We start from the raw sequence: 22,274 nt of genomic DNA, 5'->3' as shown, positions 1-22,274 counted from the left end.
GCCCCCCGCCGGATCTGCCCGCGAGCGACGCCGAACGGGGAAGCGTCCTCGCGGTGGGTCAGCGGGTGAAGTCGTCCGGCCCCCGGCCGGGACCGTGGTAGAACTCGCGCTCCGGCTCGTCGTCCGGGACGGGAGGATAGGTCGGTCCGTCGGCGGTGGGCGTGCGCAGGGAGTCGACGTCCACGCCCTGGGCCGTGAGCACACTGGCGGCGGCGTTGCGCAGGTCGGGGAGCATCGCGTACAGGACGTCGCCGGGGCACGCGGTGGCGTTGAAGTCCCGGTGGCCCCGGATCGCGGCCTGCGGGTTGAGCCCGTAGGCCCCGCACAGCCAGGCCAGGGTGGCGACGAGGGAGTCGGTGAGGGCCTGGGTGGGCCCCGTGGTCATGTAGGTGCCCTCGTTCTCGATCCCGATGCAGGTGCTGTTGTTGTTGGCGACGTGGGCGCCCACGACGTGTTGGCGCGCCGCGATGGCTTCCGGGGTGCGGTCGCGGCCCTCCATGACGTGTCCGCCGCGGCTGATGGTCAGCTGCTGACCGGAGTCGGCCCAGCCGTTGCTGTCCATGTGGAAGTTCTGGATCGACCGGGACAGGGCCAGGGCGTGGTCGAGCGAGTAGTTGGTGCTGTTGGGCGTCGCGGTGTGGTGGACCACGATGTAGCTGGGCGCCGTGGCCAGGACCTGGATCGGGCTCGACGGCGGCCGGGCGTTCCAGGCGCCGCGCCAGTGCAGGAACGACGGTGCTTCCTGGGCGGAGGCGCTCGTGGCGCCGCCTACGGTGAACGCCCCGCCGAGGATGGCGGCGCCCGTGGTCACGGCCGCTCCGCGCAGGATGGTGCGTCGGCCCGGTCCGGACGGGTGGGTGTGGGGCATGGGGGACCCTTCGTGGGGGGTGGTTACTTGCCAGTTCATAAAAGAACACGGGCAACGGATCATGCGCAAAGGGTGACTTCGTGATTTCTCTGTCCGCTACCGGCCAGAATGTAAACCCTCTGCCCCCGTAGGCAGAGGGTGTGCTCCGGGTGTACGGCGAAGAGTTTTCGGGAGGAATGTGCGCGCTGATGTCGCGGATGTCTTTCCAGGGGAATTCACCTGAATGGCATCGGCGTTTCAAGACGGTTTCAGGAATCGTTTCCACAAGGGTGGACGCGGTGGTCGTGCCGTATTCTCCCCGGCAACGCGTATGTCTCGGGGCGGGTCGGAACACGAGGTCGGAGCCCTGTCGGGAACGAACCGGAAACGACACGGGGCCCGGTGGGACGTGTGGTCCCACCGGGCCCCGTGGGGCTGAGGTCGTCTCAGGCGACGGGCTCGGGAGTCCGGTCCTGCCTCGCCGTCGCGGCGGTCAGGCGCCCGCTGCGGTGCAGCCACCAGTCGGCGAGCAGCGTGCCCAGGGGAGGCACGGACGCGGCGAGGGCCACCAGGGTCGGCCACACGCCCCAGCGCAGGTGGAGGGCGGCGGCCAGGGTGACGACCACGTAGACCATGAACGCCCCGCCGTGCAGGGGGCCGAAGAGCTGCACGCCCAGCTCGCTGCCGTTGCCGAGGTACTTGAAGCCCATGCCGACGAGGAGGCCGGCCCAGGTGAAGGCCTCGAAGATCGCCACCACGCGGAAGACGATCGCTGTGACGCGGGGACTGATGTTCACGTTGTTCCTCGGGCTCGTTCTCGCTGGACACGGCGAATCCCGGAGCCGTGGTCCGGGATGTGCCTCCAGGCTAGGACATGGTCGGAAAAACCCGTCCCCGGGTCTCCGTCGACGTGCGTCGGACCGGTCAGTTCCGGGGTGGGGGCAGGCCGCGGGCCCGGTCCGGAGCCCTGTCGCGCCGGGGCCGGGGTGGTGGCCGCACCGTGCGAAGCGCCCCCTGGATGACACACCAGGCTTAGGCAAGGCTATCCTCATCAGGACTTCCGGCTCCGGGCCCCCGGACCGGGCCATGCCCCGCCCCCGACCGGTGCGCAGGGCCAGCGCACCGAACACACGTGGTGGGGACCCCGTCGCCCGGGTCCCCGCCACCCGTGCTCCCCCGGGGAGGCGCCACCACGGTCCCCGCCCCGCGCGGAACGACACCAACGAGGAGAAGCAGTGACCACCCCGACCCACGAGCGCCGCGTCGAGAGGTACCCGCTCAAGCGGCGCGTCCTCGCAGTGGCCGACGTCGAGCGCGTCACCCCGCGCATGATCCGCGTCCACTTCACCGGCCCCGACCTCGCCGGGTTCGAGAGCGACCACTTCGCCGACCACGTCAAGCTGTGGTTCCCCGACGAGGAGGGCGGGCACGTCCTGCCCGTGGTGGAGGACGACCGCTGCCTCAACTTCCGCGTCCCCGGCGCGGTGTTCCGCGACTACACCGTCCGCGCGCTGGACACCGCGGCCCGGAGCCTGACCGTCGACTTCGTCGCCCACGACCACGGGCCGGCGGGGCGCTGGGCACAGGCGGCACGGCCCGGTGACGAGCTGGGCGTTCTCGGCCCCCGCGGCACCGCGTGGATCACCGGGGAGTTCGACTACCACGTGCTCCTGGTGGACGAGACGGCGCTGCCCGCCGCCGCCCGCTACGTCGAGGAGCTGCCGGCCGACGCCCGCGTGTTCGCGTTCTTCGAGGTCGTCGACGGCGCCGAGGAGCAGGAGCTCAAGACCCCCGCGGACGCCCGGATCACCTGGCTGCACAGGGGAGGGGCCGAGCCCGGCAGCACGGATCTGCTGCTGGAGGCGTTCCGCTCCCTGGAGCTGCCCGAGGGCGAGGGGTTCGTGTACGCGGCGGGGGAGGCGAACACCCTCAAGCCGATCCGCCGCCTGCTCAAGGAGCGCGGGTTCGTCCGCAACGCCACCTGCGAGGTCGACGGCTACTGGCGCCGGGGGACCTCCAACCTCGACCACCACGACGAGGACGACGACGAGTAGGGGAGTCGACGGCGCCGCGCCCGGCCCCGGGGCTGCCGGGGCCGGTCCCCGCAGACGGGTGTTCCGGCTTCCGGCCCCGGGGTCCACCGGTCGAGGTTCCACACGCGGGCTGGGGCGGGCCCCGGCGCGCGGCGGGACCCGTTCGTCATGCCGGACTCGCGGGCGACGTCACGGGCGCTCAGGGCGGGGGGAAAAAGCGTTCGAGAAGGACTCCCCGAACCCGCCCGGGTGGTTGGCGTTCTTCGACGGCGCCTACCTGTCAGCGAAGATCGCGCACTGTTTTCTCGCCCTGGGAAGCGACGTACAGACGGCCGTGTACGCGGAACGGTCGCTCCAGATGAACGAGGGCTATGTCAGGGGCCGCGTGTTCAACCTGCTGATGCCGGCCACCGCCCACGCCCCCGGTGAACCGGAGGAAGCCGTCCGAGTCGGCAACGTCGCCCTGCAACTCGTTGAAGGCCTCCAGCCCCAGCGGGCGCTGTCCTACCTGCGGCGCCTGGACCATCGCCTGCGCCCGCACGCGATCCGACCAGAGGTACTGGTGTTCCGCGAGCGAGCGCGGGTTCTCACGTCAGGCTGAGCGCCCGGTACACCGCCACCACGGTCGACGCCCCGACGATCTCACCTCGGGCGATCATGTCCACCGCGTCATCGAGCGGCCACCACCGGATCTCGGAGGCTTCGTTGACGTCCGGGACGGTCCCGGTGGGGTCCGCACCGCAGGCGAGGTAGATGATCTGGGGCTGGTCCACGGACCCGATCGCGGGCTGGAACGTCACCAGGTGCTCCATGCTCCGGGGACGCCACCCGGTCTCCTCCTCGACCTCGCGCGCCGCCGCGATCTCGACATCCTCGGCGGTGGCGACATAACCGCCGGGCAACTCCCACACCCACTGGTCGATGATGAACCGGTGCCGTCGCATGAGCAGGACGTCCCGCTGGTCGTTCATCACGAGCGTCATGGCGGCCGGGGGCATCTTCACGACGTACTGGGTGAAGGTCACCCCGTCCGGGAGCGTGATGTCGACCGTGCTGAGCCGGATGTGCCTGTTCTCGTCCACGAGTGTCTCGCCGTGGATGGTCCACTGAGCAGTCACAGCGGCACCCTAGCCGGGGGTACTCCTGTGCGGTCGCCTCGGCCAGGACGTCGCGGGTACGTACCCGCCCGGCTCGTCGGCGAACCGAAGGGCCGTGGTCTCCCCACGGTCTCTCCACGCAGGTACCGATCCTCCGGTCGAACCGCACAGTCGCGCCGGGAGGAGAGATCGGTATCCTCCCCGCACGCGCGACACCGACGTACCGGGCGAGGCAGTGACCCGGAGGACCGGCTCCCGCCGAGCGCCTTCGGGCAGGGCTCGTTCAAGTTCCGTGGTTGCGTAGACCGTCACGTTCGGACTGATATGTCCAGATGCAACAACAGACACGGGGACCCGTGATCATTGTGGTGTCGAAGCCAAATGATCCCGAAGGCCTCCCGCGCCTGCCCTCTCACCATCCCGTATCCCCGCTGTGCTCGCCAAACTCGGCCCGCTGGACACCAAGGCCATCACTGACCTGCGCCCTTTCCTGGACGCCGTTCCCGACAACCGCTCCCTGCGGGGCCGCTGGTACTCCCTGACCAGCATTCTGCTCATCTGCGCGTGCACCACCATCTCCGGCGCCAAGAGCATCGACGAGCTCGCCGAACGGGGCCAACGCACCCACGAGAGTCTCCTGGCCGCGATCGGGGATGGAGAGGGCGCCGACGACGGAAGCTTCTCGGGGGAAGGGGTTATACCTATGCCATAGCTATGTCAGCGCTGTCAGGTCGAAGGTGCGCGGAGGGCCCGAGAGGGTTGCCTTCGCTTCGGCTCCGAAGCGGTCGAGGATCTCGACCTCCCCTGCCTCGATTCCGTCCAGTGCCAGTCGAACGAGGTAGTCCGGTTCGATCATCGGATCCTCAGGGAGAGCGAATCCGGAAGCCTTCATGGCTTCTTTCAGGGTGTCGCTGGCCACGAGCCCGGGGACGAAGGCCGCCACGAGAGTTCCTTGGTCCGCCAACTCCACCCGCACACCGTTGGTGAGTCCCCACTGCGCGGATTTGGCGGCGGCGAGGGCGGTGTTGCTCTCGACGGTAGTCCAAGCCACCGCTGCCAGGACGTTGAGGATGGCACCGCCACCATTGCCGGCCAGCACGGGGGCAAACGCTCGGATCATGGAAAGTGTGCCGAAGTAGTGCGATTCCATGAGCTGCCGGACTACATTGAGGTCTCCGCTGACAAGGTTTCCGATTCCCATGTAGGCGCCATTGTTGATCAGCAGGTCGACGTCGGTGGCGACCTCGGCGGCGGCTTCTATGGACGTTTGGTCGGTGATGTCGGTATGGAGCACCTCGGCACCAGGGATATCGACAAGCTCCGGGCGGCGAGCCGTGGCATAGACCTTCGCCCCGCGACGCAGGAGTTCGATGGCGAAGTGGCGACCCATCCCGCTATTGGTGCCGGTGACGAGGGCTGTGGATCCTTGTAGCTGCATGGGGTCCTTGTCCGATCTGGGCTTGCGGGCTGCCCCGCGAGGCAGATGATGACCGATCGGTCATCTTAAGCCGACAGTGGACCACAAGATGACCGACTGGTCAACTTGATAGGATGGTGTGCATGACCCTGTCTGCCCGTTCACTGCGCTCAGACGCGGCGCGAAACCGAGAACTACTCCTCGCTGCCGCAGAGGAGGAGTTCGCCAAGCGGGGCATGGATGCCTCGATCGCGGCTATCGCTCGCCGTGCGGGCGTGGCGAAGGGGACCGTCTTTCGACACTTCGCCACGAAGGAGGAACTGGTCGCCGTGGTCGTCGGCGGTCATTTCGTCTCGCTCGGCGCCGTCGCGGGAGAGCTGCTGGAATCCGTTGATCCCACGGGTGCGTTGCTGGAGTTCCTGGCTGTGGCGGCAGAACAGTTGCAGCACCAGGATCTTGTGTTCTTGCAGGCGGTCACGGAAGGAGATTCAACAGTGACCGAGTGTCGGAATCAGCTGCATGCGAGAACCAATGCGTTGGTCGACCGTGCCCAGGAGGCCGGTGGAATCCGTTCTGACGTCACTGGGTCCGATATCCTTCTGATTCTCTGCGCTCTCGTTCACACGGTCGGTCTCCGGACGGAACAAACTCCGGATTCATGGCGGCGTCACCTCATCATCCTCTTCGACGGGCTGCGGCCCCAGGGTGCTTCTCCGTTGCCGGGCCCGGTGCCGGAACGGCTCTGATGCACTGGTGGGAGGTGGCACTGACGCGAGGAGGGCCGACACGGTCTTGAGAATCTCGTCAGCCCTGACCTGAGTAGCGATCGCGGGAGGCCTTCGGGATCATTTGGCATCGACACCACAATGATCACGGGTCCCCGTGTCTGTTGTTGCATCTGGACATATCAGTCCGAACGTGACGGTCTACGCAACCACGGAACTTGAACGAGCCCTGGCCTTCGGGACGTGCTCTCGCCCATCTCCGCCGCCGGTGTTCGGTGTCCGACATTCCCGAAGCGAGTGGGGAGCGTTCCTCGACGCCACGCGGAACCGGCCTCCGCGACAAGGGTCCGCTCTCGCTTCCGGACAGTTCCCGGTGGTCACGGCGGATGTGCCGCCGCTTTCCCGGGGCGATCACCGCCAGAACGGCTCCTGTAAGTACGATGAAAGATCATTTCGCAAGGATCGGACGGGGCGCCACGTCGATTCCCCGTCGAAGAGCTCAGTGCGTCGAAAGAATGATCCAGCGCGGCAGAGGGAGTGTTCCGTGATCGAGAGCATATTCCACACGCGGGATCTCCCCCCTGAGGAACGGTTCGGCTACTGGCGGGACTGTATCGGCAGGACCCACGCCCCGGTGGCCCTCAGCAGCGACCGCACCGACGGCTTCCTCGCGTACCAGCACATGATGGAGCTGTCCGACGTCCTGGTCTGGCCGACGGTCTTCCAACCGGTGATCTTCGACAGGACACCCCGTCTGATCCGCTTCTCGGATCCGGAGTCCTACCACCTCAGCCTCGTGACCTCCGGACGGCTGGAGGTGGAGTCCGTGGGCCGGTCCAGCGACGTCGGGGCGAACGAGATCAACGTCATCGACACCTCGACCCCCTTCCGTATCCGCGCCGGGGCGGGGTTTCCCCGACAGGTGGGGATCGGCCTCGAAGTCCCCAGGAAGAGGCTGTCGATCCCGGAGGGCAGCGTCGAGCCCCTGGTGGGCAGCAAGCTCTCCGCCGCCAGCGGCTACGGTGTCCTCCTCCGCCAGTTCCTCGCCCATCTGGCGGAGGACAGCGCGTCCTACCGGCCCTCCGACGGCGACCACCTCTCCTCCATCGTGTGCGACCTCGTCTCCGGCCTGTTCGCCCGCTCCCTGGAGGTGGACGACCGGCTCCCTCCCGAGAGCCGTAGGAGGACACTGCTGATGAGCGTCAGGAACTTCATCAGGAGCAGGCTGGGGGACCGGTCGCTGACACCGCGGACCGTGGCCGCGGCCCACCACATCTCGACCGCCTACCTGCACCGCGTCTTCCGCGAACAGGGCACCACCGTCGGTGCGTGGATCCGTGAACAGCGCCTGGCGAACGCCCACCGCGACCTGGCGGACCCGAACCTGGACTCCGTGCCGGTCCACCGGATCGGGGAGAAGTGGGGGTTCTCCAGCGCCCCCGTCTTCAGCAGGGCCTACCGCGACGTCTACGGGGTCTCGCCCCGGGACACGCGCGGTGAACGCGGGACGCCGGCGTCCCGACCCTCCTGAACACCCACCGCGCGCCCGTCCGCTTGCGCGCCGACCTGTGCCGACCGGCGCTGTCCGGCGCTGTCCGGCGCTGTCCGGCGCTGTCCGGCGCAGTGCGAGCCGGGTCCGTTCCGGGAGGGTTCACCCTGGGTCAAGGATGTGGCGATTCCTCGTCATGGCCGGGAGCCCGGGTTCCTGGAAGGCTCGACCGTGGAGAGGGGCCGTGCACGCCGTTCACGGTCCGGTACTCGTGCGACCAGGAGGATCCTTGAGGCTCAAGGCGATGTTCTCGGCCACCGCGGTCTGTGCCGCAGCCCTGGGCGCGACCGTCGTGTCGGCGGCTCCGGCGCTGGCCGCCGGGGCCGTACCCGGTACGGTGGTGGCGGTCCCGCACCAGCAGGAGACGCTGCTCGTCCGCTGTCAGGGCGACCCGGCCCGGACCGCCGCGTTCCGGTGGACCGACACGACCCTGCGCTACGACAACCCCTGCACGCACCAGGTGTCCGTCCGGGTGGACACCTGGGACGGCCCCTTCGTGTGCGTGCGTGCGGCTCCCGGGCGGACCGGGACCGTGACCTTCGCGGGTTCGGGCGGCATAGCCCAGGTCCGCCCGGGCTGCTGACGGACCTGCCCGGCCGCCGCCCCGGCACCGGAAGGACGGTCCGGTGCCGGGGCGGTGCCGGGCAGCCCCGGCCCTCCCGCGGCGCGGCCCCTCGTGGACGCCGCCCGGCCGGAGCGCCGGAGGGCAGCGCCCGGCCCCCGGTTCAGAACGCGTGCAGGCGGTCGGCCGCGCCGGCGCGGACCACCTCGGAGATCCGGTCCAGCGCCGGTGACCTCAGGTTCCACCGCTGCCAGTACAGCCGCACGTCCACCGGGTGCCCCGGGGCCAGCTCCACGAGCCGCCCCGCGGCGATCTCCGAGGCGCACTGCCGCTCCGGCACCACGCCCCACCCGAACCCGAGCAGCACGGTCCGGGCGAAGTCCTCCGACGCCGGGATGTAGTGCCGCGGTCCGGTCGGCTCCCGCCTGGCGGACTCGCGCACGAACCGGTCCTGGAGGTCGTCCCGGCGGTCGAAGTTGACCACCGGCGCCTGCGGCAGCAGCTCCGGGTCGGCGCGCCCGCCCAGGTGGCGGGCGTCGAACTCCGGGCTGCACACCGCCCGGTAGCGCATCGCGCCGAGCCCTGCCACGGTGCACCCCTGGACCGCCTCCGGGGTCGAGGTGACCGCCGCCATCACCGTCCCCGACCGCAGCAGCGACGTGGTGTGCTCCTCGTCCTCCCGGTGGATCTCGAACACCGCGCCCAGCTCGGCGGGCAGGTCCGCCAACGCGTCCAGGAACCAGGTGGACAGGCTGTCCGCGTTCACCGCCAGCGGCACCGACACCCGGCCCGCGCCGCCCCCGCCGCCGTCCGGGTCGCCGCCGTCCGGGTCGCCGCCGTCCAGGCGCAGCTCGGCTGCCGTGTCCGCGTCGAGGAGCAGGACCTGGCGCGCGTAGCGCAGCACCACGTCCCCGGCGTCGGTGGTCCGCACCGGGTTCGTCCGCTGCACCAGGACCTTTCCCGTGCTCTGCTCCATCGCCCGCACCCGCTGGGAGACCGCCGACGCGGTCACGTGCAACCGCCGCGCCGCCGCCTCGAAGGTGCCCTCGTCGATCAGCGTCGTGAGGGTGTGCAGGTGGTCGAACTGGAACGGCATCTTAAGCCTCCCTTAGGGGTTCTAAGAAAGTTTAGCTTTACTGCACGCGGTCCCCGACCTAGCGTTCTGACGGTGAACGACACACTTCTCCCCGCCCTGCTCGGATTCGGCACCGGGCTGGCGCTCATCGTGGCCATCGGCGCACAGAACGCCTACGTCCTGCGGGTCGGCATCGACGGCCGCCCGAGCACGGTCCTCCCCGTGGTGCTGGTCTGCGCCCTGTCCGACGCCCTGCTGATCGCCGCCGGCGTCCTCGGCGTCGGCGCCGTCCTCGGGGCGGCCCCCGGCGTCGTCGTCGCGGTCCGCCTCCTCGGCGCGGGGTTCCTCGTCGTCTACGGGCTGCTCGCCGTGCGCCGCGCCGTGCGGCCGGGTGCGCTCGTGGTCGGCGGCGCAGCCGGGGACGGCCGCAGGGCCGCGGTGGCGACAGCGCTGGTGCTCACCTGGCTCAACCCGCACGTGTACCTGGACACGGTGGTCTTCCTCGGCACCCTCGCCAACCAGCAGGCCGGGGACGCCCGCTGGTGGTGGGCGGGCGGAGCGCTCGCGGCGAGCCTCACGTGGTTCTTCGGACTGGGGTTCGGGGCGCGGCTGCTGCGGCCCTTCTTCGCCAGACCGGGGTCCTGGCGGGTCCTGGACGCCCTCATCGCCGCGGTCATGCTCACGCTCGGCGTCCGGATGGCCCTCGGGGCCTGATCCGCCCGCCTCCGGCACCCTCCCCGCCGGCGGCCCGGACCTCGGGGTCCGGGCCGCTGGCCTCGTTCAGTGAATGCTGGCCATAAAACGTTTCAAGATCGAGGGCCTGCCCGCTCTTCCCCTGGTCACGCGGGGATATTGACATGCGAGAAGAGCTGGAGGTAGTTTCAGCGAAACCTGAGTGAAACGATTCAATCGCGCTCGCTCGCCGGTCCGACCGGCAGGTCCGCCCTCCCCGAACGGAGCCCCCCGTGGCAGCACCCACCGACCGCCGCGCCGACGCCCTGGACGTCCTGCGGCGCCAGCACATCGAACTCCCCTCCTGGGCCTTCGGTAACTCCGGCACCCGGTTCAAGGTGTTCGCGCAGCCCGGGGTCCCCCGCGACCCCTGGGAGAAGATCGCCGACGCCGCCCAGGTCCACCGGCTCACCGGCGTCGCGCCCACGGTCGCCCTCCACATCCCCTGGGACCGGGTCGACGACTACTCCGCCCTCGCCGCCCACGCGCGCGACCTGGGGGTGGGCGTCGGCACCATCAACTCCAACGTCTTCCAGGACGACGACTACCGGCTCGGCAGCGTCACCAACCCCGACCCCGCCGTCCGCCGCAAGGCTGTCGGCCACCTGCTCGACTGTGTGGACGTCATGGACGCCACCGGCTCCCGCGACCTCAAGCTGTGGTTCTCCGACGGCACCAACTACCCCGGCCAGGACGACCTGCGCGCACGGCAGGACCGCCTCGCCGAGGCACTGTCCGAGGTCTACGACCGGCTCGGACCCGACCAGCGGCTCCTCCTGGAGTACAAGCTCTTCGAGCCCGCCTTCTACGCCACCGACGTCCCCGACTGGGGCACCGCCTACGCCCACTGCCTCGAACTGGGCGAGAAGGCGGTGGTCTGCGTCGACACCGGCCACCACGCCGCGCACACCAACATCGAGTTCATCGTCGCGTTCCTGCTCAGGGCCGGAAAGCTCGGCGCCTTCGACTTCAACTCGCGCTTCTACGCCGACGACGACCTCATGGTCGGCGCCGCCGACCCCTTCCAGCTGTTCCGCATCATGTACGAGGTCGTGCGGGGCGGCGGGACGGCCGAGGACACCGAGGTCGCGTTCATGCTCGACCAGTGCCACAACATCGAGCCCAAGATCGCCGGGCAGATCCGCTCGGTGATGAACGTGCAGGAGGCCACCGCCAAGGCCCTGCTCGTGGACGCCGACGCGCTCGCCGCGGCCCAGCGCGACGGCGACGTCCTCGCGGCCAACGCCGCCCTGATGGACGCCTACGACACCGACGTCCGCCCCCTGCTCGCCGGGCTGCGCGAGGACCAGGGGCTCGACCCCGACCCCATGGCCGCGCACGCCCGCTCCGGCTACATGGAGCGCGTCGTCGACGAGCGCAAGGGCGGCAACCAGGCCGGGTGGGGCGCGTGACCGAGCCGGACGCACCCACCGACCACAGCACCCCTCAGGGAGACACCGTGTCCGACTCCGTCGTCGACCAGCTCATCGCCCGCAGCAACGCCCTCGGCGCCGACCCGCGCAACACCAACTTCGCCGGGGGCAACACCTCGGCGGCGGGCACCCGGACCGACCCCGTCACCGGCGGCCCCGTCGAACTCCTGTGGGTCAAGGGCTCCGGAGGCGACCTCGGCACCCTCACCGAGGACGGCCTCGCCGTCCTGCGCCTGGACCGGCTGCGCTCCCTCGTCGACGTCTACCCGGGCGAGGAGCGCGAGGACGAGATGGTCGCCGCGTTCGACCACTGCCTGTTCGGCAGGGGCGGGGCGGCCCCCTCCATCGACACCGCCATGCACGCACTCGTCCGCGCGGCCCACGTCGACCACCTGCACCCCGACTCCGGCATCGCCCTGGCCACCGCCGAGGACGGTGAGCGCCTCACCCGCGAGTGCTTCGGCGACCGCGTCGTGTGGGTGCCCTGGCGCCGCCCCGGCTTCCAGCTCGGCCTGGACATCGCCCGCATCGCCGAGGAGAACCCCGACGCCATCGGCGCCGTCCTCGGCGGCCACGGCATCACCTCCTGGGCCGACACCAGCGAGCAGTGCCAGGCCAACTCGCTGGAGATCATCCGCACCGCCGAGGCCTTCCTCGCCGAACGCGGACGCCCCCAGCCCTTCGGCCCGCCCCTGCCCGGCTACGGCGCCCTGCCCGCCGCGGAGCGCCGCGAGCGCGCCGCCGCCCTCGCCCCCGTCCTGCGCGGCCTGGCCTCCACCGACCACCCCCAGGTCGGCCGCTTCACCGACGCCGACGTCGTCCTGGACTTCCTCGCCGGAGCCGAGCACCCGCGCCTGGCCGCCCTCGGCACCTCCTGCCCCGACCACTTCCTGCGCACCAAGGTCCGCCCCCTCGTCCTCGACCTGCCGGCCGACGCCCCGCTTGACGACGCCGTCACCCGCCTCCGTGAACTGCACGAGGCCTACCGGGACGACTACCGCGCCTACTACGAGCGCCACGCCGACCCCGACAGCCCCGCCATGCGCGGCGCCGACCCCGCGATCGTGCTGGTCCCCGGCGTGGGCATGTTCTCCTTCGGCAAGGACGCGAAGACCGCCCGCGTCGCGGGCGAGTTCTACGTCAACGCCGTCAACGTCATGCGCGGCGCCGAGGCGGTCTCCACCTACCGGCCCATCGAGGAGTCGGAGAAGTTCCGGATCGAGTACTGGGCCCTGGAGGAGGCCAAGCTCGCCCGGCTGCCGAAGCCCAAACCGCTCGCCACACGGGTCGCCCTCGTCACCGGAGCCGCCGGCGGGATCGGCCGGGCCATCGCCGCCCGGCTCGCCGCCGAGGGCGCCTGCGTGGTCGTCGCCGACCTCGACGCGGACAGGGCTTGCGCCGCCGCAGCCGAACTCGGCGGGACCGACGTCGCGGTCGGGGTGGCCTGCGACGTCAGCGACGCCGACGCGGTGGCGCGGGCCTTCGCCGAGGCATCCCTGGCCTTCGGGGGCGTCGACCTGGTGGTCAACAACGCCGGGCTGTCCATCTCCAAGCCCCTCCTGGAGACCACCGAACGCGACTGGGACCTCCAGCACGACGTCATGGCCAAGGGCTCCTTCCTGGTCTCCCGCGAGGCGGCCCGGGTGATGACCGCCCAGGGCATGGGCGGCGACATCGTCTACATCGCCTCCAAGAACGCCGTGTTCGCCGGACCCAACAACGTGGCCTACTCCGCCGTCAAGGCCGACCAGGCCCACCAGGTGCGCCTGCTCGCCGCCGAACTCGGCGGCGAGGGCATCCGCGTCAACGGCGTCAACCCCGACGGGGTCGTGCGCGGCTCCGGGATCTTCGCCGGGGGCTGGGGCGCCCAGCGCGCCAAGGTGTACGGGGTCGAGGAGAAGGACCTGGGCGCGTTCTACGCCCAGCGCACCATCCTGGGCCGCGAGGTGCTGCCCGAACACGTCGCCAACGCCGTGTTCGCTCTCACCGCCGGGGAGCTGTCGCACACCACCGGTCTGCACATCCCGGTCGACAGCGGTGTGGCCGCCGCGTTCCTGCGATGAGCGCCCCCCGCACCCCCGGGGCGGGGGCGCGCGTCCACGCGGCCGTCGACCTCGGCGCCTCCAGCGGCCGGGTCATCACCGGCCGCCTGGAGGGCGGCCGACTCCACACGGAGGAGGTCGCCCGCTTCCCCAACGGCCCCGTCCCGGTGCCCTCGCGAGGGCGCGACACCCTGCACTGGGACATCCTGTCCCTGTACAAGGGGGTGCTGGAGGGGTTGCGCCTCGCCGCCGAGCCCCACGGCGGACTGGCGTCGGTGGGCATCGACTCCTGGGCCGTCGACTACGGGTTGCTCGACGGCGGCGGCGCCCTGCTCGGCAACCCGGTGCACTACCGCGACGCTCGGACCGCGGGCGCCCCCGAGCGGGTGTTCGAGCACCTGCCCGCCGCCGGGCTGTACGCGGTCAACGGCCTCCAGGTCCAGCCGTTCAACACGGTGTTCCAGCTGGCCGCCGCGTCCGACGACGACCAGGTCACAGCTCTGGCCCGCGACCTGCTGCTCATCCCCGACCTGCTGGGGTACTGGCTGACGGGGGAGCGGGTGGCGGAGCTGACCAACGCCTCCACCACCGGACTGGTGGACGTGCACGCCCGAGCCTGGGCCGACGTGTGCCTGGACGTGCTGGAGGGGCCCTTCGGCGTGCCGGTGCGCCGACTGCTGCCGCGCCTGGTCGAGCCGGGCACGGTCGTGGCGCCCCTGCGGCGGCGGGACGCGGTGGGTTCGGCCGCCGGTGCGCCCCTGGTGGCGGTGGGCTCCCACGACACCGCCTCGGCGGTGGTCGCCGTGCCCGCGGCCACACCGAACTTCGCCTACGTCTCCTCGGGGACGTGGTCGCTGGTCGGCGTGGAGCTCGACGCCCCCGTCCGCACCGAGGAGAGCCGGGCCGCCAACTTCACGAACGAGCTCGGCGTGGACGGCACCGTCCGCTATCTGCGCAACGTGATGGGCCTGTGGGTGCTCCAGGAGTGCCTGCGCGCGTGGCGCGGTCAGGGCAGGGACGTCGACCTGGCCGACCTGCTGGAACGCGCCGCCGAGGTGCCCGCCCTGTCCTGCGTGGTGGACGTCGACGACCCGCGGTTCCTGCCGCCGGGCGACATGCCCGCGCGCGTCGCCGCGTTCGCCTCCGAGACCGGGCAGACGCCCCCGGCGGACGACGCGGAGACGGCCAGGTGCGTCCTCGACTCCCTCGCACTGGCCTACCGCAGGGCCGTCCACCAGGCCGCCGACCTGAGCGGTCGGCGCGTGGACGTGGTCCACGTCGTGGGCGGGGGAGCCAACAACGCCCTGCTGTGCCGGCTCACCGCCGACGCCGTGGGCCTGCCCGTCGTCGCGGGGCCCGCGGAGGGAGCTGCCGTCGGCAACCTGCTCGTGCAGGCCCGGGCGGTCGGCGAGGTCGAAGGCGGACTCGCGGATCTGCGCCGGATCGTCGCCGACTCCACCGAGACCGTCCTCTACGAGCCGAGCGGCCCCGTCGGTCCGTGGGAGGCCGCCCAGCGGCGCCTCCGGAGGTAGGGCCGGGGCGGACTCCCGGCCCCGGCCCGACCCGTGCGGGGCGGGAGGCGGTCACGGGGCCGTCGTGTGTCCCCCGAGGGGCTGTGGTCCGGCCGCGCCTTGGGGGACACGTCGCGGGGACACATGCACCCTACTAGGTGTAATAGTGAAGTAACTCATGGTTATAATCTAGGTCAAGGATGCGCGGTTCGCGATCGAACCCCGTCCCTGGTGCGAGTGAGCCGCCTTGCCCCCGGCACGACGGACCTCCCTGCCCCGGCGAGACGGCCCGCCCCCAGGCCTTTCGGCTCCTGTCGGCCCCGGTGGCCCAGCGCGCGCCAGCCACAAGGCAGCCGACCACAGGAAAGGCCGTTGTGCTCCAGATTCCCATCGACGAGTTGCGGATCGCGCCCGGGTACGCCGTGGAATGGACGATCTCCTTCCCGACGCACGGCGGCGACACGGACCCCGGACCGCAGCGCCGCCCCGCCTCCTACATCCAGGACAAGCACTTCGCCGTCGCCCGCCACATGGAGCAGGAGGACATCACCTGCCCCTCCTACCTCGGCGGATCGTTCGAGATCCGGGGGCGGCTCGACCGCGCGGCGCTCGACGACGCGCTGCTGCACTTCGTGCGGCGCCACGAGGTGCTGCGGTGGGTGTTCCAGGAGTCCGCCGAGGGCCTGGACATCAGAGTCCTGGACCCCGAGGAGGTCAAACTCGACGCCGTCGACGTGGGCCCCGTCGCCACGTCCGCCGCCGCACGCGACTACGTGCACCGGTTCCTCCAGGGAACCGACACGCTCCGCGGGCCCTGGTTCGTCATGGGAGCGATGATCGGGGAGGAGTCCACGACCCTGTACTTCGCCTGCGACCACCTGGTGTCGGACGGGGTGTCCACTCCCATCGTCGTCCGGGACGTCTGCACCGCCTACGAGGCCTTCGCCGCCGGGCGGCCGGTCGACCTGCCCGAGACGGGCGGCTACGGGGACTACGCGGACAGGGAGCGCCGCACGGGCCGCTCCATCGGCCCCGACGACAGCCGACTGGACTACTGGAAGGGGTTCGTGGCGCGCAACGGCGGCGTCTTCCCGAGGTTCCCGCTCGAACTGGGGGTGGAACCGGGCGTCCTCCACCCCGTGGTCAACGAGGTGCACGCGCTGCTGACCGGCGAGGACGCCGACGCCTTGGAGGACCGCTGCCGGGCGGCGGGCAGCGAGCCGACCGCCGGGGTCCTGGCCGCCGTGGCGGTCAGCCTCGCGAAGGAGGGCGGGCCGCAGGTCTACCGGGCGCTCCTTCCCGTCAGCCGCCGCAACCGCGTCGCCCACACCCACAGCATGGGCTGGTTCGTCAACACGCTTCCGATCGAGTTCTCCGTGGAGGGCGGAGGGGACTTCGAGGAGGTCGTCTCCAGGGTGCGGGCGGCACTCCTGGTGATGCTGAGGAGCGTCAACGTCCCGTTCGACCGCGTCGTCGAGGTGATGACGGAGCAGGGCGAGGACCCCGGGGGCTGGCCCTACCCCGTCAACTTCTTCTCCTACCTCGACTTCAGGAGGACCCCCGGCGGAGCCGCGCACGTCGCGCGCAAGGCGTGCGGGCACGTGTGGGGCTCGCACAGCGACGGCATCTTCTTCTGGTTCTACCGCAACGACGGGGGACTGTACGTCAACACGGTCTTCCCCGACACCCCGCAGGCGCGGAGCTCCACGCGCGGCTACCTGCGGACGCTGGGCAGGACCCTGGTCGCGGCCACCCGCGACGGCGCCTTCTGACAGGGGCGGGTCCCCCGCCGCACCGGGCGGGGGACCCGCGACACTGCGGGCCCCCGCCCGCCGGGGCTGTGGGGGCGGTCGTGAGACGGCCCCGTCAGAACCCCCGGCCCGGGGAGTTCACCACGCCCTGCCACTCCCGCAGGAGCGCCCTCGTCCGGGCCGTGTCCTCGTGGTCGGGCCCCAGGACGCGGGCCTGGTCCGAGAGCAGCGGGAGCAGCAGGCCGACCGCGCCGTGCGGGTCCCCGACCCACCCGCTCCAGTGGGCGACGTACGCACGGCACCGCAGGGTCTCCGCGTGGTCGGGCCCCAGCACGCGGAGCATGTCCTCCAGGAGTACGCGCAGCGACGCGAGCGCGCCCGCGTGGTCTCCGCCCGCGGCCTCCCAGTGGATGATCCTGAACCGCAGGGACAGGGTCTCCGGGTGGTCCGGGCCGAGCACGCGGGACTGGTCGTGCAGGAGGGGTTCGGCCAGCAGGAGGGCGCGGTCGTGCCCCTGCGTCCGGTCGACCAGGTAGGCGGCGTGACGACGGGTCCGCAGCGTCTCGACGTGCTCGGCCCCCAGGACGCGCTCCGTCTCCACCAGCAGCGCCTCGTACCCGTGCTGCGCGTCCTCGACGTCACCGCGCGCCCCCGTCCAGTGCGCGATCTCCCGCCGGGTGGACAAGGTGCCGTGGTGGTGCGGTCCCAGGACGCGCAGCTGCTCCAGGAGCAGCGCCCGGTGGGCGCGCAGGGCGGACGCGGGCTCCCCGGCCTGGGCCGCCGCCCGGGCCCTGTCCTCCAGCGCGGTGAGCGCGTCCGACCGGGTGCCCGGGGCGGCCGTGTCGGGCGGCGGCAGCGGCGCGGGCGAACCGGTGGGAGGCGCCGTCCCCGGACCGGGGACCCCGGTGGGCGGCGGTACCGACCCCTGCCCCGGGCCGGTCAGGTGCGGCGGGGGCCAGGCCCCGCTGAGGTCGTCGTCCCCGAACAGCGAGAGGATCTCCGCCGGGGCGGGCCGGCTCGCGGGGTCGTGCCGCCAGCAGGCGGCCACCAGTGCCCGCAGGTCGCCGGGCACCCCGTCCGGCTCCGGCGCGGGGCCGATGAGCCGCCGGATGACGGCCGGCACGGACGGCGCCGCGAACGGGTTCGTGCCGGTGGCCGCGTAGGCGAGCACCGTCCCCAGCGAGAACACGTCCGAGGCGGGCCCCACCACCGTGCCCTCGGTCTGCTCGGGGGACATGTAGGAGGGGGTGCCCACCGGCATGCCGGTGAGGGTCACCCGCGCGGCGTCCGGGGCGCGGGCGATACCGAAGTCGATGATCCGCGGCCCGTCCGACGCGAGGATGATGTTGTCGGGCTTGAGGTCGCGGTGGGTGAGCCCGCAGGCGTGGATGGCCTCCAGCCCCTCGGTGAGCCCCGCGGCCAGTGCGCGCAGGGCCTCCTCCGGCAGCGGCCCGTGCTCGCGCACCGCCCGGCCCAGGGAGGGGCCGGGGATGAACGCGCTCGCGATCCAGGGCGACTCCGCGTCGGGGTCCGCGTCCACCACCGGGGCCGTGTGGAACCCGCCGACGCGGCGTGCGGCCTCCACCTCGCGGGCGAACCGGGCCCGGAAGTCGGGTTCGTCGGCGTACTCGGTGAGGACGACCTTGACGACGATCCGCCTGCTGGCCGGGGTGAGGGCGAGGTACACGCGGCCCATGCCGCCCGCGCCCAGGCGGTGGGTGAGCCGGTAGCGGCCGACACGGGCGGGGTCGGTCGGGTGGAGTGGTTGCACTATCCGTCGGCTTTCCGGACGCGGGAACAGGAAGGGTGGGGGTGCGAAGAAGTATCCCAGCCCGCGCCGTCCGCCCGCTCCGGTTCCGCCGCGTCACGGGACGCGCGGAGTCCGTTCCGGGCCGGTGCCCCGCCGGCCCTCGGCCCCGCCTCACGGGTGCCGGCGCCCCCCGGTCGCCCACGACGGCGTCGCCCGTCCCGGTCGGCTCGCGCTCCGCGGGGGCGTACCGGTCAGCTCCGCAGTCCGTCGGGCAGCGCGCCCAGCCCCGCGGCGAACTCCCATCGCTCGGACGCGGACAGGACGGCGTAGACGGGCTCGTCCCGCCGGTTCGTGTCCGCCTCGATCCGCTCCCACAGAGGGCCGCCGGTCAGGTTCCGGGCCTCGTCGACGGAGAGGCCCTCCGCCGCCCACGCGGCACGGTGCGCGTCGCCCCGGTGGTGGCGCAGCGCGCTGAGCCGCGAGGTCAGGACCAGGGCCGCGCCCGCCCCCTCGGGCTCGTGCGGCGGCGCCATCGCGCCGAACGCCGGGCCACCGGTGTCCGCGCCCGCCTCCAGGAGCCGCCCGGCCAGCTCGCACAGCCGGTCCGGGGACGGCCGCCCCGGCGGGATGTCGATCGACCACAGCTCCTCGGCCGCGGCCCCGATGGTCTCCTGCACGGCCAGGGCGACCTCGCGGCCCAACGGGGTGAGCGTCCGGTTCCCGTCGGCGTCGGTGTCCGCGATCTCCGGTGCGATGGGCTTGCGGTTGTACACGGAGGCGGCGGCGAACGCGGAGGCGCTCATCGGCCGGGCCAGCAGCCCGGCGTACAGGCTCGTCTCGAAACCCGGCTCGCGCCCCCACCGGTCGTAGAGCGGGCGCAGCCGGGGGAGCGCGGCGGCGCGCACACTCATGTGGACCCGGTCGATGACCGGCCGGACCAGACCCGCGTAGCTCATCGGTGCCCCTCGCCGTGGGTGCGGACAGGATGCGCGCCATGCTGCCACACGGCCCGGCGGCCCCGCAGCGGAACGCCCCGCCGGACGCGGTTTCCGCTCGGAGCAGGGCGTCCCCGGACAGCGGGACGAGGGGTGATCGCGGACGGGGAGCAGGCATCCCGGACGTCATCGGGGAGGCTCCGTCCCCGGGCCCGCGGTAGCGCCGGTCGCCGCCCCTGCCCTCGTCGGACCGGCACGACGGAGGGGCGCCCTCCCCGGCGATCCAGGGGAGGGCGCCCCTGTGGCGCGCGGCGCGCCGGACGTTCCGGACGGGCTCAGTCCGTCCCGTCCTCCGTCTTCGCGGCCCGGACGACCCGGGCGGCCTGCACCCGGGTGACCGGCGTGCCCGGGGAGTCCCCGACCGGACGCGCGGGGTCCGCGGCCCGGTCGGGTGCGGGATCGGCGATCGCGCCGACCGCCGGGTCCTCGTCGGTACCGGGCAGGTCCAGGGTGTCGCGGAGCCGCACCTTGGGCAGGAAGAGGCTCACGACGAGGCCGAGCACCGCGATGCCCGTGGCGACGAGGAAGATGTCACCGGTCGAGGAGCCGTACGCCGACTCCACGATCTCCCGGACGAACGGCGGCATGGCGGCCAGGTTCAGGGTCCCGCTGCCCGCCGACGCGGAGGTGTCGACACCGGCCCCCGCCAGCCCGTCGGAGATGTTCGTGCTGACCCTGTTGGCCAGAACCGCGCCCAGCACCGAGACGCCCATGGTGCCGCCCAGGGAGCGGAAGAAGGTGATGGCCCCGCTCGCCGCACCGAGTTCGCTCAGCGGGACGGAGTTCTGCACCACGAGGACCAGGTTCTGCATCGACATGCCCACGCCGACACCCACCAGGACCATCCCCGCCGACACGAGGAGCAGCGAGGTGTCCCTGTCGATGGTGGACAGCACGAGGAAGCCCAGGGTCAGGGAGACCAGGCCGGTGACCACGTACGGCTTCACCCGGCCGGAGTTGGACACCATGCGCCCGGACACGGTCGAGGAGACCATCACCCCCAGCATGAGGGGGGTGGTCAGCAGTCCCGCGGCGGTGGGGGAGTAGCCGCGCGCGAGCTGGAAGTACTGGCCGAGGAAGACGGCCCCGCCGAACATGGCCATGCCGACCGCGATGCTGGCCAGGATGGCGATGGCGGTCTCACGCCGCACCACCAGGTGCAGCGGGATGACGGGGTGCGAGACCCGCGACTCCACCCACACGGCCAGGCCGAGCAGGACGGCGCTGCCGGCGACCATGGCCGCGGACGGCCAGGAGATCCAGGCGAAGTCGTTGCCGACGAAGGTGACCCACAGCAGCAGGGTGCTGACACCGGCCGCGATCAGGAGCGCCCCCGCGTAGTCGACCTTGGTGTCGGGGCGGCGGATGTCGGTGAGCTTCAGGGTCCGGCCGAGCACGATGAAGGCGGCGACCATGAACGGCACGCCGATGAAGAAGCACCAGCGCCATCCGAGCCAGGAGATGTCGGTGATGGCACCGCCGATGAGCGGGCCGCCGACGGTGGCGACGGCCATGATGCCGCCGATGTAGCCGTTGAAGCGCCCGCGCTCCTTGGGGCTGATCATCGTGGCGATGATCACCTGGACCAGGACCTGGGAGGCGCCCATGCCGAGGCCCTGGACGGCGCGGAACGCGATCAGCTGGCCTGTGGTCTGCGCGAACCCGGCCAGCAGGGACGAGACGACGAACAGGACGATCGACAGCTGGAGCAGCTTCTTCTTGTCGAACAGGTCGGCGAGCTTGCCCCAGACGGGCGTGGAGGCCGTCGACGCCAGCAGGGTCGCGGTCACCACCCACGTGTACTGCGACTGGGTCCCGTTGAGGGAGCCGACGATCTGGGGAAGGGCCACCGACACGATGGTGCCGCTGAGCATCGTCACGCCGAGCACCATGAGCAGTCCGCTCAGGGAGCGCATGATCGGTGGTTGCCCGGTGTCGGGTGAGGAACGCGTAGTGCTCAAGGAAAGACCTCTGCGAGAACGGAAGCGGCCTCGGCGGGCCGCGAAGACTGCTCAGAAGGCAAAACTGCATGATGGGCATTTTTGCACTCCGTGTAGAATAACACCGTGGACAGGACACAGGGTCTGCGGGAACGTAAAAAGGCCGAGACGAGACGAGCGGTACACACCGCGGCCGTGCGCCTCACAGTCGAGCGCGGGTTCGACCAGGTCACAGTCGAGGCCATCGCCGAGGCGGCCAACATCTCCCGCCGCACGTTCTCCAACTACTTCGCGTGCAAGGAGGAGGCGCTCCTGCACGGCGAGCGCCTCTACATCGACGCCTTCGCGCGCCACCTGCGCGAACGCCCTCCGGAGGAGGCGGCCTGGACCGCCCTGCGCGGGGCGGTGCGCGCCCTCTACTCCTCCTGGGGCAGGCCGATGGACCGCGAGTGGGCGGCGCGCACCCGCCTGGCCCGCGACCACCCCTCGCTCCTGGCCCGCCAGCTCGCCAACCAGTCACGGCTGGCCCAGGACCTGGAGGAGGCCCTGGAGGAGAGGGTGGGGCCGCCCGGGGTGCGCCACGGCGTGCTCGTCGCGGTGTTCCTCGCCGGGCTGCGCGTGGCGGTCTCCGCATGGAACGAGCAGGAGGGGTGCGACCTCCTGACGGTCGTCGACGAGGTCCTGGACGAGGTCGGGGCCCCCTTCGACGGCTGAGGGCGGGAGAGCGGCGCCCCCCACGAGGGGGGCCGGCGCGGTGACGCCCCGGCCGCCGGTCCGGCGAAGGGCCGCGCCGTGCCCCGGTGCTCCCGAGTGCG

General features: G+C 71.8%; 20 protein-coding genes. 12 read left to right on the top strand and 8 right to left on the bottom strand.

Annotated elements, in window-relative coordinates; all coding sequences use genetic code 11:
- Window positions 1-58: 58 nt before the first annotated feature.
- A complete protein-coding gene (locus tag Q8791_RS09905) occupies window positions 59-868 on the bottom strand; it encodes a peptidoglycan recognition protein family protein (RefSeq protein ID WP_330091325.1) in 810 nt (269 codons plus the stop codon).
- A 425-nt stretch (window positions 869-1,293) separates the two neighbouring features.
- Entirely contained in the window at window positions 1,294-1,644 is a 351-nt protein-coding gene (locus tag Q8791_RS09900; RefSeq protein ID WP_330091324.1) for a DUF3817 domain-containing protein, read from the bottom strand.
- Between the two features lie 438 nt (window positions 1,645-2,082).
- Between Q8791_RS09900 and Q8791_RS09895 the strand changes: the two genes are divergently transcribed.
- Window positions 2,083-2,901 (top strand): siderophore-interacting protein, encoded by an 819-nt coding sequence (locus tag Q8791_RS09895; protein WP_330091323.1) that lies wholly within the window; start codon window positions 2,083-2,085, stop codon window positions 2,899-2,901.
- A gap of 232 nt (window positions 2,902-3,133) precedes the next feature.
- Complete coding sequence (locus tag Q8791_RS09890; protein WP_330091322.1) at window positions 3,134-3,481, top strand: hypothetical protein; 348 nt, start codon at window positions 3,134-3,136, stop codon at window positions 3,479-3,481.
- Here Q8791_RS09890 and Q8791_RS09885 read toward each other — a convergent pair.
- Window positions 3,468-3,998 carry an NUDIX hydrolase gene (locus Q8791_RS09885; protein WP_330091321.1) on the bottom strand — a complete coding sequence of 177 codons (531 nt, stop codon included), beginning with the start codon at window positions 3,996-3,998 and terminating at the stop codon, window positions 3,468-3,470. The two genes, Q8791_RS09890 and Q8791_RS09885, sit on opposite strands and share 14 nt — an antisense overlap.
- Before the next feature lie 412 nt (window positions 3,999-4,410).
- On the opposite strand from Q8791_RS09885, the gene Q8791_RS09880 reads away from it, so the two are divergent.
- Window positions 4,411-4,689, top strand: a complete 279-nt coding sequence (locus Q8791_RS09880) for a transposase family protein (RefSeq protein ID WP_330091320.1) — start codon at window positions 4,411-4,413, stop codon at window positions 4,687-4,689.
- On the opposite strand, the gene Q8791_RS09875 is transcribed toward Q8791_RS09880, so the two are convergent.
- Complete coding sequence (locus Q8791_RS09875) at window positions 4,690-5,415, bottom strand: SDR family NAD(P)-dependent oxidoreductase (RefSeq protein WP_330091319.1); 726 nt, start codon at window positions 5,413-5,415, stop codon at window positions 4,690-4,692. It lies immediately after the preceding gene.
- A 122-nt stretch (window positions 5,416-5,537) separates the two neighbouring features.
- Between Q8791_RS09875 and Q8791_RS09870 the strand changes: the two genes are divergently transcribed.
- The 3 genes from Q8791_RS09870 to Q8791_RS09860 all read left to right on the top strand — a co-directional run bounded on the left by Q8791_RS09870 (window position 5,538) and on the right by Q8791_RS09860 (window position 8,251).
- Window positions 5,538-6,140 carry a TetR/AcrR family transcriptional regulator gene (locus Q8791_RS09870; RefSeq protein ID WP_330091318.1) on the top strand — a complete coding sequence of 201 codons (603 nt, stop codon included), beginning with the start codon at window positions 5,538-5,540 and terminating at the stop codon, window positions 6,138-6,140.
- A gap of 523 nt (window positions 6,141-6,663) precedes the next feature.
- Window positions 6,664-7,650 (top strand): AraC family transcriptional regulator, encoded by a 987-nt coding sequence (locus Q8791_RS09865; RefSeq protein ID WP_330091317.1) that lies wholly within the window; start codon window positions 6,664-6,666, stop codon window positions 7,648-7,650.
- Window positions 7,651-7,897: 247 nt separating this feature from the next.
- A complete protein-coding gene (locus tag Q8791_RS09860) occupies window positions 7,898-8,251 on the top strand; it encodes a hypothetical protein (protein WP_330091316.1) in 354 nt (117 codons plus the stop codon).
- A 142-nt stretch (window positions 8,252-8,393) separates the two neighbouring features.
- Here Q8791_RS09860 and Q8791_RS09855 read toward each other — a convergent pair whose 3' ends face one another.
- Window positions 8,394-9,326, bottom strand: coding sequence for a LysR family transcriptional regulator ArgP (locus tag Q8791_RS09855; protein WP_330091315.1), 933 nt, complete (start codon window positions 9,324-9,326; stop codon window positions 8,394-8,396).
- 72 nt (window positions 9,327-9,398) lie between these two features.
- On the opposite strand from Q8791_RS09855, the gene Q8791_RS09850 reads away from it, so the two are divergent.
- The 5 genes from Q8791_RS09850 (at window position 9,399) to Q8791_RS09830 (ending at window position 16,795) form a co-directional block, all read left to right on the top strand.
- On the top strand, window positions 9,399-10,019 hold the full coding sequence (locus Q8791_RS09850) for a LysE/ArgO family amino acid transporter (RefSeq protein WP_330091314.1): 621 nt from the start codon (window positions 9,399-9,401) through the stop codon (window positions 10,017-10,019).
- Window positions 10,020-10,270: 251 nt separating this feature from the next.
- Window positions 10,271-11,449, top strand: a complete 1,179-nt coding sequence (rhaI, locus tag Q8791_RS09845) for an L-rhamnose isomerase (protein WP_330091313.1) — start codon at window positions 10,271-10,273, stop codon at window positions 11,447-11,449.
- Window positions 11,437-13,533 (top strand): bifunctional aldolase/short-chain dehydrogenase, encoded by a 2,097-nt coding sequence (locus Q8791_RS09840; RefSeq protein ID WP_330091312.1) that lies wholly within the window; start codon window positions 11,437-11,439, stop codon window positions 13,531-13,533. Before rhaI ends, Q8791_RS09840 begins: the two co-directional genes overlap by 13 nt.
- Entirely contained in the window at window positions 13,530-15,044 is a 1,515-nt protein-coding gene (locus tag Q8791_RS09835; protein WP_330091311.1) for a rhamnulokinase, read from the top strand. Before Q8791_RS09840 ends, Q8791_RS09835 begins: the two co-directional genes overlap by 4 nt.
- A gap of 353 nt (window positions 15,045-15,397) precedes the next feature.
- Window positions 15,398-16,795: a condensation domain-containing protein gene (locus Q8791_RS09830; protein ID WP_330091310.1), complete on the top strand. Its 1,398-nt coding sequence runs from the start codon at window positions 15,398-15,400 to the stop codon at window positions 16,793-16,795.
- A gap of 94 nt (window positions 16,796-16,889) precedes the next feature.
- Here the strand turns inward: Q8791_RS09830 and Q8791_RS09825 are convergent, their stop codons facing one another.
- From Q8791_RS09825 to Q8791_RS09815, 3 genes are all read right to left on the bottom strand, one after another.
- The gene (locus Q8791_RS09825) at window positions 16,890-18,545 is read right to left on the bottom strand and encodes a serine/threonine-protein kinase (protein ID WP_330091309.1); all 1,656 of its coding nucleotides are present in this window, start codon (window positions 18,543-18,545) and stop codon (window positions 16,890-16,892) included.
- Window positions 18,546-18,775: 230 nt separating this feature from the next.
- Window positions 18,776-19,480, bottom strand: a complete 705-nt coding sequence (locus tag Q8791_RS09820) for a helix-turn-helix domain-containing protein (RefSeq protein WP_330091308.1) — start codon at window positions 19,478-19,480, stop codon at window positions 18,776-18,778.
- 314 nt (window positions 19,481-19,794) lie between these two features.
- Window positions 19,795-21,435: an MFS transporter gene (locus Q8791_RS09815; protein WP_330091335.1), complete on the bottom strand. Its 1,641-nt coding sequence runs from the start codon at window positions 21,433-21,435 to the stop codon at window positions 19,795-19,797.
- A gap of 219 nt (window positions 21,436-21,654) precedes the next feature.
- Between Q8791_RS09815 and Q8791_RS09810 the strand changes: the two genes are divergently transcribed.
- Window positions 21,655-22,173: a TetR family transcriptional regulator gene (locus tag Q8791_RS09810; RefSeq protein WP_330091307.1), complete on the top strand. Its 519-nt coding sequence runs from the start codon at window positions 21,655-21,657 to the stop codon at window positions 22,171-22,173.
- Window positions 22,174-22,274: the final 101 nt, after the last annotated feature.

It is taken from the genome of Nocardiopsis codii, assembly GCF_036327455.1.
GTDB lineage: Bacteria > Actinomycetota > Actinomycetes > Streptosporangiales > Streptosporangiaceae > Nocardiopsis > Nocardiopsis codii.
The sequence above is the reverse complement of the archived record's forward strand: the minus strand, read 5'-3'. Positions and strand labels throughout refer to the sequence as shown.

Coding starts and splice junctions, on each gene's coding strand:
- Q8791_RS09905 (WP_330091325.1), bottom strand. CDS start 868: ATGCCCCACACCCACCCGTCCGGACCGGGCCGACGCACCATCCTGCGC.
- Q8791_RS09875 (WP_330091319.1), bottom strand. CDS start 5,415: ATGCAGCTACAAGGATCCACAGCCCTCGTCACCGGCACCAATAGCGGG.
- Q8791_RS09870 (WP_330091318.1), top strand. CDS start 5,538: ATGACCCTGTCTGCCCGTTCACTGCGCTCAGACGCGGCGCGAAACCGA.
- Q8791_RS09855 (WP_330091315.1), bottom strand. CDS start 9,326: ATGCCGTTCCAGTTCGACCACCTGCACACCCTCACGACGCTGATCGAC.
- Q8791_RS09835 (WP_330091311.1), top strand. CDS start 13,530: ATGAGCGCCCCCCGCACCCCCGGGGCGGGGGCGCGCGTCCACGCGGCC.
- Q8791_RS09820 (WP_330091308.1), bottom strand. CDS start 19,480: ATGAGCTACGCGGGTCTGGTCCGGCCGGTCATCGACCGGGTCCACATG.
- Q8791_RS09815 (WP_330091335.1), bottom strand. CDS start 21,435: ATGCGCTCCCTGAGCGGACTGCTCATGGTGCTCGGCGTGACGATGCTC.